The sequence below is a fragment of the Micromonospora sp. NPDC047521 genome (assembly GCF_055587305.1).
Window position 1 is genome coordinate 239,354 of sequence record NZ_JBVJGN010000001.1, and the last position, 12,612, is coordinate 251,965.

The 12,612-nt window shown below is 69.1% G+C and carries 12 protein-coding genes and 1 tRNA gene; 4 read left to right on the forward strand and 9 right to left on the reverse strand.

The genetic code is table 11. The features are described from left to right. Positions 1-286 precede the first annotated feature (286 nt). Positions 287-1,612 (forward strand): nucleotidyltransferase family protein, encoded by a 1,326-nt coding sequence (locus tag ACZ6N8_RS01110; RefSeq protein WP_466006770.1) that lies wholly within the window; start codon positions 287-289, stop codon positions 1,610-1,612. After that, entirely contained in the window at positions 1,609-2,406 is a 798-nt protein-coding gene (locus ACZ6N8_RS01115; protein ID WP_466006771.1) for a hypothetical protein, read from the forward strand. The genes ACZ6N8_RS01110 and ACZ6N8_RS01115 overlap by 4 nt, the downstream gene beginning before the upstream one ends. Here the strand turns inward: ACZ6N8_RS01115 and ACZ6N8_RS01120 are convergent. The 8 genes from ACZ6N8_RS01120 to ACZ6N8_RS01155 form a co-directional block, all read right to left on the reverse strand. Continuing rightward, positions 2,288-3,319 (reverse strand): aminotransferase class I/II-fold pyridoxal phosphate-dependent enzyme, encoded by a 1,032-nt coding sequence (locus ACZ6N8_RS01120; RefSeq protein ID WP_466006772.1) that lies wholly within the window; start codon positions 3,317-3,319, stop codon positions 2,288-2,290. The two genes, ACZ6N8_RS01115 and ACZ6N8_RS01120, sit on opposite strands and share 119 nt — an antisense overlap. Next, the gene (locus ACZ6N8_RS01125; RefSeq protein ID WP_466006773.1) at positions 3,316-4,332 is read right to left on the reverse strand and encodes a hypothetical protein; all 1,017 of its coding nucleotides are present in this window, start codon (positions 4,330-4,332) and stop codon (positions 3,316-3,318) included. Before ACZ6N8_RS01125 ends, ACZ6N8_RS01120 begins: the two co-directional genes overlap by 4 nt. Continuing rightward, positions 4,329-5,519: an insulinase family protein gene (locus tag ACZ6N8_RS01130; RefSeq protein WP_466006774.1), complete on the reverse strand. Its 1,191-nt coding sequence runs from the start codon at positions 5,517-5,519 to the stop codon at positions 4,329-4,331. Before ACZ6N8_RS01130 ends, ACZ6N8_RS01125 begins: the two co-directional genes overlap by 4 nt. Next, positions 5,516-6,640 carry an insulinase family protein gene (locus tag ACZ6N8_RS01135; RefSeq protein ID WP_466006775.1) on the reverse strand — a complete coding sequence of 375 codons (1,125 nt, stop codon included), beginning with the start codon at positions 6,638-6,640 and terminating at the stop codon, positions 5,516-5,518. The genes ACZ6N8_RS01130 and ACZ6N8_RS01135 overlap by 4 nt, the downstream gene beginning before the upstream one ends. Continuing rightward, positions 6,633-7,877: an MFS transporter gene (locus ACZ6N8_RS01140; RefSeq protein ID WP_466006777.1), complete on the reverse strand. Its 1,245-nt coding sequence runs from the start codon at positions 7,875-7,877 to the stop codon at positions 6,633-6,635. Before ACZ6N8_RS01140 ends, ACZ6N8_RS01135 begins: the two co-directional genes overlap by 8 nt. After that, a complete protein-coding gene (locus tag ACZ6N8_RS01145; protein ID WP_466006778.1) occupies positions 7,874-8,623 on the reverse strand; it encodes a hypothetical protein in 750 nt (249 codons plus the stop codon). The genes ACZ6N8_RS01140 and ACZ6N8_RS01145 overlap by 4 nt, the downstream gene beginning before the upstream one ends. Continuing rightward, entirely contained in the window at positions 8,620-9,423 is an 804-nt protein-coding gene (locus tag ACZ6N8_RS01150; RefSeq protein ID WP_466006779.1) for a hypothetical protein, read from the reverse strand. The genes ACZ6N8_RS01145 and ACZ6N8_RS01150 overlap by 4 nt, the downstream gene beginning before the upstream one ends. Before the next feature lie 338 nt (positions 9,424-9,761). Beyond that, positions 9,762-10,244: a CYTH domain-containing protein gene (locus tag ACZ6N8_RS01155; RefSeq protein WP_466006780.1), complete on the reverse strand. Its 483-nt coding sequence runs from the start codon at positions 10,242-10,244 to the stop codon at positions 9,762-9,764. Between the two features lie 110 nt (positions 10,245-10,354). Between ACZ6N8_RS01155 and ACZ6N8_RS01160 the strand changes: the two genes are divergently transcribed. Continuing rightward, positions 10,355-10,939: an alpha/beta hydrolase family protein gene (locus ACZ6N8_RS01160; RefSeq protein ID WP_466006781.1), complete on the forward strand. Its 585-nt coding sequence runs from the start codon at positions 10,355-10,357 to the stop codon at positions 10,937-10,939. 138 nt (positions 10,940-11,077) lie between these two features. On the opposite strand, the gene ACZ6N8_RS01165 is transcribed toward ACZ6N8_RS01160, so the two are convergent. Further along, positions 11,078-11,153: transfer RNA gene (locus ACZ6N8_RS01165), tRNA-Lys, on the reverse strand. A gap of 188 nt (positions 11,154-11,341) precedes the next feature. On the opposite strand from ACZ6N8_RS01165, the gene ACZ6N8_RS01170 reads away from it, so the two are divergent. Next, positions 11,342-12,610, forward strand: coding sequence for a L,D-transpeptidase (locus ACZ6N8_RS01170; protein ID WP_466006782.1), 1,269 nt, complete (start codon positions 11,342-11,344; stop codon positions 12,608-12,610). The last annotated feature ends 2 nt before the right edge of the window (positions 12,611-12,612 follow it).

The window sequence follows — 12,612 nt, forward strand, 5'->3', positions numbered from 1 at the left end:
CCGAAGCTGGCGTGGAGACGGTCGTCAGCGGCGTGCAGCCGGACGGGTCCCCCAGCGATCGCCACGTCATGACCGACGTCACTTCCACAATGCAACGACGAAAGATGAATCTACCGCGATGTATGGGTTGATAGATTTCGTCAGCGCGGTTATGTTGGGTTTCGACGTCGAAGAGGGAACCGCCAGCGACGCCAGAGCGACAGTCCACAGGCGCGCGCCGATTCCACTTCTGTCAAGGTCCAGGCAAGCAAACTGCCCACGGGGGGCTACATTGACATCCGGAAAAGTGCTGCGTGGCGTGCTCGGACTAGGCATTCTCCAGCCGAAAGCAACTTTCCACGAAGGCCTCGAAGCGGTACGAGAAATCGGTCCGACCGCAGCCGCCGAAATCATCACCCGCCACAAGGTCCGGCGCATCGCGCGTCAACGCGTCGGGGCGGCTCTCGCGACCGCGTCCGAGAGCGACGTCGCCCTGCTGCAACGCTTCGATGCCGAGGTCGCCCGCCTCGGCGCACCCCGGGAAACCCGGGGAACCGACCTGGACGCGCAGGTCGCCAAGTTTCGGTCCCGCACCGCCGACCTCCCCGTGCGTCTCATGAAGGGTCTCGGTGTGCGCTCGTGGTACCCGGCCGGGCAGCGCCGGGACATCGGTGATGCCGACCTGTGGGTGCCGGACATGGACAGCGGCCTGCAGATAGCCTCGATGCTGCGGGATCTCGGCTTCACGTACGAACCCGGCGAGATGCCGTGGTTGAAACGAGACATGAATGGCACGCTACTCGGGCAGTTCCGGATGCAACACCCCGCCCCTGATCAGGTGGATGTCGATATTCACATCGGCCCCTATTCGGTCCGCTACTGCGGCCTCATCGAATTCTCCCGTTCCCGTGAAAATGAAGTCTGGACGCCACTCGCCGACGAGGACAATTTCTGCGCCGTGATCGGAAATGCCGCCGGTGACTGCTTCATCGAGGCGAAGGCCATCAACGATGTCGTCCTGGCCGCCAGCCGCCAACTCGATTTCGGGTACGTCGTCGAGACGCTCCGCCAGGCGGGTCTGACGGGTTTCCTCAACACCGTCGTCGACCGCGTCCAAGAGGTCTGTGACCTGCGCGACGACCAGCGGGCGACGCTGCGCCGGCTCCGTACGGACGATGCCCCGGAGGACGTGCCGCTGGCCGCCACGGACGACGACATCCGCCGGACCGGCCTGGTCACCGCACACACCCGGCGTGTGGCGGAGAGCATGACGGGCGACGCCGCAGCGGCCGAACGCATCGCCCGCAACGCCGAGCACGCGTACGGAAGCCCGCGCTCGTTCCGCCTGCGCACCTCCGGTGGCCAGCCGCACCGCCTGCCGGACATGAATCCCTGGACCTGCGTGCGGCTCGCTCCCCAGCCCCTCATCCGGCGGATCGCCAACCGACACGAACGGGTGCCGGTGCAGGGACGACACACGAAGCTTGCCGAGAACCTCGAACTGATCGAGGTGGAGGACGGCGACCTGCTGCGCTTCCGCGACGACGTCTTCCTGCCCACTGTCGACTACCTCTTCTGCAGCAAACTGGTCGTGGCCGAGCCGAAGGCTGGCACGCATGAGGCCAGCGAATGACGACCGTGAGCGTGAGCGCTGGTTGGACCGGTACCGACAAGCGCTGGTCAGCGCTGCCCCCGAACGGGAACATCGTGTTCGGCAGCGACGAGAAGGTCGCCGACCTGGTGATCCCGGACGAGCATGCCGCCGGGTTGCTCGGCCGGGTGATCGCCGGCGACAGTCACTGGACCATCCAGAACGCGACAGCGGAAACCCCGATGCTCGTCGAGAACGCCTCGGGCAACGACTTCGTGTCCGTGCCGGCCGGCATGGAGATGCCGGTGCCGTTCACGTCGGCACGGGTACTCGTCTTCGGCAGCACCGGCATCGTCGCGTTCTCCGTGCAGACGGCGGGATACTCCCCACGCGTACCGGCCGGGCCAACTGCGGACGGTGGCACGTCGCCACTCAACCACAGGGCGAAGTACTTCGGAGTGCTGGTGGCCCTCTGCGAGCCGGCTCTTCGCTACGGTCCCATGAGCACGTTGCCCACCTCGGCCGAGATCGCGCAGCGGCTACGCCGGTTGCCGGCGTACCGGTCGATCACCAGCGCGGCCGTGGACTTCCACCTCAACTACCTGTGCACCCGGAAGCTACGGGGCTTCGTTGACGCCTACTCCTCGATCGTGGGAGCGCCGGCACCCGTCGTCGCGCACAGTCGACGGAACGCCCTGGTGCAGCTGGCGCTGCGGTTCAACCTGGTCCGGCGTCAGCATCTGCGCATGCTGGAGGACGGGGCACGTCAGCCGATCGCGCCTCCGCAAGCACCTCGGCGACTCGCTCGCCGGCCTGCCCCGCGACCGCAGGGCTGATCTGCGTCAGGCACACCCGGACGGACGGCTGCCAGGCGTGGAACGCGCTTCCCGGCGATGCCCGAACTCCGGCTGCGGCGAGCCTCGCCACAGCCTCGGGTTCGGGCAGCGCCACCGGGATCAGGATGTTCGGTCCTTCCTGGCCGGTGGCCACCGTCGGCATGTCGAGGGCGGCGAAGAAGGCAGCCCGGGCCGCGCCCAGCTGTTGGTGGCGTCGCAGGAGCAGGGCCGCGCCCCCATCGATCAGGAAGTGCGCCCATGCCCGTTGCCAGTGCAGAGACGGGGCGGACGCCGCCAGGGCGGGAAACATCTCACCGTCGCCCGAAACCGCGACCACCCAGCCGAGACGGGCCCCACGTCCCGCGAGCTTGTGCAGCGTGCCGACCGTGAGCACGGCCTCCGACAGGTCCGGCACCGGAGCGAACCACCGGTAAGCGGTGTTGCACACCACCCGACGGCCCTGCTCGGCCGCCGCACCGACCGCGGCCACGAAACGCGCGTCGACCCGACGCCCATCGGGGTTCCGGCACGGAGCCGTGAACCACAGGGCCGCTCCCGTGGTATCGGCGCCCGCATCGATCATCCGTTCCCAGGTGTCGGTGCGGACGCGTAGCCGTTCGCGCCGCATCGCCGTGAGCACCCCGCGGAACGTCGGACGCTCCACCAGTACCTCGTCCGCCTCCCGCAGCAGCGGTCCCACGGCAGCCCGGATTCCGGCGGTGACGACGATCCGCTCGTAGCGCACCCGCAGGAGCTCCGCGAGGCACTCCCGGAGCAGCGGGTCACCCTCCAGGGGCGCGCCGAGGGACGGATCGACCTGCCCGAGCGCCTTGACGGTGGCGCGGCGCCACACCGTCAGCTCGGGCCGCTCCCACAGGTGGCCCGGTCCGGTCAGATCACACAGAAGGCTCACGTCAGGTCTGGCGGCAGATGCGCGGCGAGCGCGGGACCGGTCTCCTGGGGCGGCGGCAGCACCTGCCCGCTGATCCACTGCACCGTACGCTCGAGATCGGCGACCCGGCGCCACAGCGACCGGAGCTCATCTTCGGGGTCGATGCCGAACCGCGTTCCCGGCCGAAGCGACGTGGTGGGCAGTACGCCGACGGCATCGCGTACCTGTGAGACGCGCACCATCCCGTCACCGGTCTGCACCACCACGCCCGTGGAGTCGCGGCGGACGATCGTCCCGGCTGCCAACTCGCAGGGGGGTGCCTCGACCACTTCGGCCGCCCCCACCGAGACGGGAAAGCGCTTCAGGTACGTCCATGCGGGCGTCGTCCGACCGATTCCGGAACGGATCAGCCGGGTCACCCGATCAGCGGTCTCCGACCAGTCGATGCGCAGCGCGAGCCGGTCCAGCGGCAGCGATTCCGCCGGCTCGGCACTGTCCGGCACCGCCGTCCGGTCCGCCGGCTGCGGCTCGGCCGACCGGGCGGCCGTCAAGGCCCGCACCACGTCGTCGGCGACCACGTCGAGGCCGTCCACGTAGTCCAGGTCGCCGAGTCGGACCGCCACGTCGACAGCGACCGGTTCCGCCGACAGGTCCGTGCCGGGGCGACGCAGGGTCAGCCGGAAGTCCGTCTGGCCGTGCCGCACGCACCACTGCAACGGGTCGGCGACCACGATCCCGCCCTGGCAGGTGGCGGTCACCTGGTACCACGCCGCGGTGGGCGCGGCGCGGGACAGCCATCGCGGTACGGAGAGCAGGCCCCACACCAGCACCTCGCCCACGTCGGCGAGCTTCCGCTCACCGCTGGTGACGCTGGCCTCGGTGACCAGCCGGACCGTCTTGGCGCTCGGGTGTCCGGCCCAGGCCTTCTGCGCCGCAGTGTTCCCGACGGTGACCACGTCGACGAGACCACGACTGACGAGTCGATCCGTCACCGCTGCTGAACACTCGTCGTGCACGACGCTGAGCAGGGTCATTGTTGTACCGCCACCTCTCCGAGTCGGCCATCCGCTATCTGCCAGAACGTGGCCTCGCGAAGCATCCGCACCGCCAGCTCGACCACTCGGTCGTCCGCCGCCGCGTCGATCTCGCGGACGTCCGGCCACGCCCCCTGTCCGAGGGCGTACCGCACCAGCATCGACGCGAGGCCACCGGGCGACTGCTGTTCGAAGGCGACCCTGGTTCGCAGTCTGGCCCGGGCCCTACCGACAGCTGCGGCAGCGCCTCCGTTCGACAACACGTCCGGAAGTTTGTCGCGCAGCCCGGCGGCCAGGCTCTCGCGGTGCGGCCCGAACGGCCACGCGGTGACGAGCAGGTCCGCGTGCCGGCCGGGAAGTGTGGCGAAGCCGGTCGACCGGGTGCCCACCACGGAACTCTCCTCGTCCAGCAGCCCGGCGCGACCGGTCAGCAATTCGGTGGCGAGTTGCCGGGCGAGCAGGTCGGTGGGAGTGGTGACCGTGGGGGTCATGGTCGCCCAGATGAAGCAGTCGGACCAGCCGGGGACATCGAACGGCCGCGCCGGGGCCCGCGGCCCGGGTGCCCGTTCCGGGTCGGTCGGCGGCGGCACCGCGGCCACTTCGGCCTCTACCTCGGCGACCAGCTTGTCCGGATCGTTCGGGCTCACCAGGCAGAGCACCGACCCGTCCGGCCGGTACCAACGCTGCCGGAAGGCCACGATGTCCGACGGGGTCACAGCGCCGATCGAGGTCTCGGTGGTGGTGTCCGGAAGACCCAGGTCGAGCGTCGGAGCCACCCTGGCCGCGATTGCCGGCGCGATCTGCAACTGGGGCTGGTCGCGTACTCGCGCGTTCTCGGTAAGCACCGCGCGTCGTTCCGTCTCGTGCAGCTCGGCAGGGTACGGCCGGGCGTCGAGGGTCGAGGTCAGCGCGGCGATCAGCGCCGCCGACGAGCCCGGTGTCGCTCGCGCCGAGTAGCGGGTGGCGGAAACCTCCGTACGGGCCGCCATCTGCACCCGCTCGCGGCTGGCCGCGGTCGCCACGCAGATGTGCTCCGTCAGGTGGGCCGTGCCCTCCTGACCGGCCGGATCGGCACCGTAGCCGACCGGCACGCTGAGAACGCCGACGCAGGAGCGGAAGTGCGGCACCTGCACCGCGACGACCGTCAGGCCACCGACCACGGTCTCCAGCACGGTGCTTCGACTCATCGCATTCTTCCGATCAGGTCGGGAACGGTCTCGTCCACCGGGCCGATGTAGGCGACCGCCGGCCGATGCCTGGACGACAGGCGCGGCACGTGGGCCAACCGGTCCGGAGCCGCCGAGGCCTTCTCGGCGACGACAGCCGCGGAGTGCTGCCCGTTGAGCTGGCGCCGGTGGTCGTCAAGCGCTCCGAACGGTTCATCCAGCTTCGTGAGCACCCGGTCCACGACGCGGCCGACCGCGACACCGAGCGCCTCGGCGGGCAACTCGCCCTCGTCGATCTCGGCGACGCAGCGCCGGATGGCGTCGATCGTCGCCGGAAGCCGTTCCCGCAGGAGAGAGGCGCCGATGGTCAGCGTCTGTGGTCGCCCGTCGTCCCGCGCGACGGCCACGGTGCCGTAGACCAGGCCCGCCTCGGTCCGCAGTCGCCGGTACAGCAGGCCGTCGGAACCGTCGAGAAGCTGTGCCAGCACCGCCGCGGAGGCCGCGTCCTCGATTTCCTCGGCGAGCCGGAACTGCAGAATCACCCGGCACTGCTCCCCCGGCCGGTCGACCAGGACCATCTCACCCCGCCAGGAGCCCGGGGCCGGCGCCGGAGCGGGCGACGCCGTACCGGCCGACGGGTCCACCTGTCGGGCTCGGGCCAGGCAGCGCCGCAGGCAGTCGCCCAGCTCGGCGCCCCGGGCGTTGGTCAGCGTGTCCTGGTCGCCGAGGGCCTCCTGCGGCGAGCCGCCCCAGGCGGCGGTCTCCACCGCCCGGAACATGGTGACGACCGGGTTGGCGCGCTGGTTACGGGCCTGGGTGAGCTGCGCCGCGGCCAGGGACTGGAGCAACGCCGACGCGGGTTCCGGGTCGATCCGGGACACCGCCTCCGCGAGGCGTTCGCCCCGCGCGTCCGGAGACCAGAAGGAGAACTGGGAGGCGTGCTCGGTCAGCCGGTGGCGGCGCATCCAGCCCGCCGTGGCAGGGTCCCGAGCCAGGGCGTGGGCAAGGTAGCGGGCCGCGAGCGCGGCCCGACCCACAGCCTCCGGCGGGTCGTCGGCGTGGCCTTCGGGCAGATCCCAGCCGAGGGCCGGCGCGTGTGGCAGTTCCAGTTCGCGACGGCGCGTCGTAGGGGCGTTAACCACGAACCAGCACCTCCGGTTCCTTCCTGGTTGTCGCGTCGGCGGTACGGCGGACCGTCAGCCACGCCATCGCCTGCACGGCGACGAACATGAGGATCGAGAACAGGATCAGGGTCGGCCCCTTGCCGAAACCGGCGGCCGCCACTCCGGGAAGGAGCAGGTAGGAGACCGTGAGCATGGAGTTGAGCACGGCCCGCCGGACGGCGAAGAGCCGGCCGGCCACCTCCGCGCCGGCTTCCTTCTGAAAGATCGTGGTGGCGCCGATGACCACCGCGAGATTGCCCACCCCGACCAGCACGCCCGGCAGGAAGGCCGCCGCGAGGCCGTACGGGACCAGGGCCACGAAGGCGATGGCCGCGATCGGGCCACACGCCGCGCCAGCGGCGATCATGCGGATCGGCTGCTGTTTGAAGCGGGCCGGGATCAGCGCCGAGGCGAGCACCCAGCCGACACCCATGGCCGCGGAGAAGAGGCCCGCGGTCGCCGTGCTGAAACGGTCTCCGAGGATCAGCAGCGCGAGTGCCGCGTCGGCGCCCCAGAGCAGGAAGAAGACCGCCTCCGTGCCGAGTGTCCAGCGGAACAGGGTGCTGGCGTTGTCGCGGAATGCGTGCCAGGTGGACCGGACGGCGTTGCGCAGGGCGGGTGCGCCCGGGCAGGGCGCCAGCGGCAGCAGGAGGAGAGCCGAGAGCAGGAACGACAGGATGTCGATGATCAGCACGACCTGGAAGCCGAGCGTACCGCCGATCGCGGTTCCGGCGAGCGGGGCGGCGATCTGGACTATCGCGAACAACGCTGTGCTACGTGAGGCACTGCGGGCGCGGTCCTCCTCGGGCACGGTGTTGACGATGATCGCCTGCATGGCCGGCATCGTGACGGCGTTGAAGACCCGGGTGACCGAGGCCGTGAGGATGACCAGGGGCACGATGCCGTAGTGGAGCCCGAGCAGCGTGATCGCGACCATCACGGTGGCGGACAACTCACAGACGATCATGAGCTTCCGCCGGTCGAAGCGGTCCGCGATGTATCCCGCCCACGGCGCGAGCAACACGATCGGCACGAACTGGAAGGCGAAGGCCACACCGGCCGACAGGGTCGATCCCCCGGTGGCCTGGTAGACCCACAGGGGCAGCGCGATCTGTTGCATCTCGCTGCCGATCAGCGAGACGCCCTGACTGCTGAGCACCAGGTAGAAGTCGGTGGGCAGCCGCCTCTGGCCGGGCGTCTTGGCGAGATTCGTCATCCGCGGCGGGTCCAACCAGCCAGCTCTGCGGCGACTTCGGCCTTGGCTCTGGTCGCCGGTGGGGCGCCGACGCGTTCGGACACCGACCTCGCCCATCGTTCGAGGGCTGCCCGTGCATGCATCTCGCGGCCGTTGTTCTCGATCTCCAGCCAGTAGGTGATCTGCGGCTGCCCGTCCGGTAGTGCCTTGAACTCGGCGCGGTCGAAGGTCACCTGGAGCAGCGAGTTGACGCTGGTGCGGTAGAAGACCTTGCGGCGGTGCTGGACGACAGATGCGAAGACGTCTGGTTCCAGGGCGACACCGAGCAGGCGGTGCGCGTACGCCAGCGCGGGGCTCTGCGGGTTGCGGACCTCACGGCCGATGTCCTTCGCCGCCAGGCGCCCGCCCAGCTCGAGCGAGTCACGGCACCCGTCCTCCCACCGGAGGGTCTGTTTGACGCCCAGCCAGGAGACCCGCTTGATCGTCCCCGGGTTGATCGTGGCACGCAGGGCGATCTGCCTGTCGGTCAACTGCCACCGGTCGTCGAAGTAGAGGGTGGACTGGGTGTGCTGGAACCGCGACTCCTCCACCGCGTCGTCCGGCGGCGGCACCGCGGCGGCCAGGTCGTCCAGCGTCGGCTGCAGGTTGCCGAACAGCCCGTCGTCGCCGAGACGCCACTTGTACTCCTGCTCCACGCCGATGACGATCCCGGGTGGAACGTCGTCGGTCCCCGGGTCGAAGTCCACCAGCGCCGTCGGGCTCGTCATACTTCGACCTTTCCAGTTGCGGTCTCCGGCTCGTCAGCCAGAACCAGGGCCCGCTCAACCAGACGCGATTCGAATCCACCGACGACGAAGACGTCGACGGCATCGTCCGGAAGGCGGAAGATCCGTCGGCAGCAATCCACGATGACCTCCCGGGACGAGGGCGGAAAGCGGAAGTGCCCTGACTTGTTGTTGATCACCACGGCGCGCACCTGGGGACCGCCGATGAAGACGACCTCACCCGCCGCGCTGGCTCTCAACCGGTCGGGAACCAGCATCGGATGCCCGACCGGCACGTCATTGACTGTCGCCTTGTTACGCCCGAACACCAGTTCCTCGAAGCTGAAGGACCGCGTCCACAACAGGAACCGGCCATCTTCGTCGATCACATACATGTACGGTCGGCCCTCGCGGACGGGAGCCGGCAGCACCGGACCGGTCAGCTCGATCGTCTCCGGCTGGACGACGTCCATCACCGACCGGTACTTGTCCTCGAACGCCGCCCGGGAGTACTGCACCACTACCGGATCGGTGCTGACCACCGCCGTCGGATGACTCATCGCGGCAGCGGGGAACTCGTCCTCGTAGCGCTGCCGGAGGCGATCTGCGAGATGCGCGACCCAGGCCCGCAGCACGATCGATCCAGGCTGCTGCGCCAGAAGACGGCGCAGGGCGATGAGTTGGTCGTACAGGACGAAGATGATGCCCTGGGATCCCGACCCGTAGCGAAACGCGAGCATCTGGGCGAGATCCTCGTACCGCTGGAACACCTCGTGGTGGGAGTTGAGACGGCTCTCCCGCATCGGCGACTCTCCACACTTCGCGGGGGGCCGGGTCGACCCGGCATCGTGATGCCGGGTCGACCCGGCCCCGACCTGACCATGGTCATGGTGCGTGGCTACGGATCAGCCGTCAGTGAACTCCATGAGGACCGCGGCCAGTGCTTCCCGGCCGTCCTCGGTAGCGTCCAACTCCTGGAGGTTCTCGATGACCTCGTCAAGCTGCTCAAGCTCCATATCCTGCACCTCCCCTCCGTCGGTTTGTCGGAACGTCCCTGTGGCGCGCGCCTGCTCAGAGCCTCATGCACCGAGCCACGAGCGTCAATCTATTGAGCAGTAGGATGAGGGCGGCAGAACGCCGGCTACCAGGACTTGTACGGGTGCTGAGTCAGATAGACATTGCCATAACGCACGTCGCCGGAAACGTCAGCGCCGAGCCAGCCGGGGCGGGGGAAATCGGCGTCCTCCGCTGGCAGCTCGACCTCGGCGGTGACCAGCCCCTCGTTGTCCCCGCCGTACTCGTCGATCTCGAAACAGAAGGCGCCGACCGGGACGACGTGCCGGACCTTGACCAGCGGTGGAACCGGAGAGAGGCCTGCGGCGAGCACCGCGTCGACGAATTCCGGCGGGATTTCGGCTTCGATCTCCGGGCGCGCCAGACCCTTCCGCCGCCCCTTCACCGTGATGAACGCCGCCGCGCCGTAACGGCGTAACCGCACCTGGGAGACGGCGGTCGAGGCGAGGTACACCTGCGTTATCGGCCTACTGCAGGTCACCTCCCTCCGCCACGCATCGGAGGCCAACAGGAACTTGCGTTCGATCTCGATGTTCGTGGATCCAACCATCGACGCAGTCTGCCAGCGGCAGCGCATCGGACACAGCCCTGACGTCACCCGTACCGCTCGTCGCGGATCGGGGCTCCATTGACGACGCACACCTCGGTACACTCCGTCCAATGCATCGACCATCATCTCAGCGTTTCGTCGTTGTCGTTCCCGGCATGCAGTTCGGCCCACACGTCCCCGTGCTCGCCTACGCGAGTCGCGCCGCCGCCGTTCGGGCGGCGCAGGTCCTTCCCCTGTCGTGGCAGCCACCGAAGGGCCGGTCCAGTCTCGACCTGGCTCCATGGGTCGTCGATCAGGTGACCCTGGTCCTCGACAAGCTGGCCGCGGCCCGGCCAGGGGCAGTGCCACTGCTCATCGGCAAGTCGTTGGGGTCGCACGCGGCTGCGGTGGCGGTGGAGCGCGGGCTTCCGGCGATCTGGCTCACCCCCCTGCTGCAGCAGGAGCCGGTAGTGACGGCGCTCGCCAAGAGCAACGCACCGTTCATGCTGGTCGGGGGCACGGGCGATCCGGCGTGGGACGGTACGCTCGCCCGTCGACTGACGCCGCACGTGGTCGAGGTCGAGCACGCGGACCACGGAATGTGGGTCCCGGGTCCTCTCACCGACTCGGCCTCCGTGCTGGGCACGATCGGGCGAGCGGTGGAGAGCTTCCTCGACGAGGTGATCTGGAAGGTGCCGGCAGATGCCCGCTCGTGAGGCGCCCCATTCCAGCCGGTCGAAGAAATCACGATCATGAGTGAGCCGCAGGCCCGATCGCCGGACCCGGGACCCACAGCACCGGACACGAAGAAGGCCCCGGCCCGGTGTGATCCACCAGGTCAGGGCCTTACTCGTTGGTGCGCCGCCAGGGACTCGAACCCCGAACCCGCGGATTAAGAGTCCGCTGCTCTGCCAGTTGAGCTAGCGGCGCTCGATCGGCAACGGAGAAAAGATTAGCACCCGGTCGAGCCGGGCTCCAATCCGGTTACCCGGCTCCCCCCTTCGGTCGAGCTTACCGGGCATATGGCTACAAAGGCACCAGCGCGCGGAAGTCAGGGGCATGGACCCCGGCGCTGATACGGCACGATGTCCGCCAGGTACGCGAGAACAGAGGTGGGGATGGCACGGTTCACGCGAGCCGGGGCGGTGGTGGGCGCTCTGACCCTGGCGGCGTCGCTGGCACTGACCGGGTGCGGCGACGAGCAGAAGAAGCCGGAATTCGTGGGCGGGACGTCGTCCGAGGCGAGCGTTGGCGCCGATGCCGGCTCGGCCGCGCCCTCGGCTCCGGCGACGCCGAGCGGGCCGGCACTCACGCTGAGCCCGGCGGACGGCGCGAAGAACAGGCCCGCGAGTACGGAGATCAGCGCCAAGCTCCCGGACGGCGCGAAGGTCTCGGCGGTCACCCTGACGGCCGATGGTGGTGGCGCGGTGGAGGGCAAGCTGCGCGCCGACGGCTCGTCCTGGGTGCCGTCCGCGCCCCTGAAGTACGGGACGCGGTACACGGCCACGGTGACGGCGAGCACGCCCGACGGCACGAGCAGCCAGGGCACCAGCAGCTTCACCACGATGGCCAAGCCGAAGTCGACGATCGGGTCCGGGCTGTACCTGTTCGACGACAAGAGTTACGGGGTGGCCATGCCTGTGGTCACCGAGTTCCACCCGGGCATCCCGAAGAAGGACCGCGCGGCGGTGCAGAAGCGGATGTTCGTCAAGACCGACCCGCCGCAGCCGGGCGCCTGGCACTGGGTCAGCAACGGCACCCAGGCGTACTACCGGGCACCGCAGTACTGGAAGCCCGGCACCACGATCACGGTGCGGATCGCGCTTGGCGGGATGCCGCTGAGCAACGGCAAGTACGGCGACATCGACCGCAAGGCCACCGCCAAGATCGGCCGGTCGTTCGAGATGAAGGTCGACAACGCCAACAAGAAGATGTTGGTCTACGAGAACGGCGCGTTGCTCCGCACCATCCCGGTGAGTCTGGGCAAGAAGAGCACGCCGTCGTCGAGCGGCACGATGGTCGTGATGGAGAAGAAGGAAGCCACAGTCTTCGACACCCGTGACGATCCGGACCCGGCCAACCGCTACGTCACCGACATCCAGTTCGCCCAGCGGCTCACCTGGGGCGGCGAGTACATCCACGCCGCGCCCTGGTCCGAGCACGTGCAGGGGCGGCAGAACGTCTCCCACGGCTGCGTGAACGTGTCGATGGCGAACGCCAAGTGGCTGTTCGACAAGACCCGGATCGGTGATCCGATCACGATCAAGGGCACCGAGCGCAGGATCGCCGCCGGCAACGGCTGGACGGCGTGGAGTCTGAGCTGGTCGGAGTTCATCAAGGGCAGCGCGTTGCCGGTGCCCAAGGGCGGGTCCGGCCCGGCGCTCTGAGT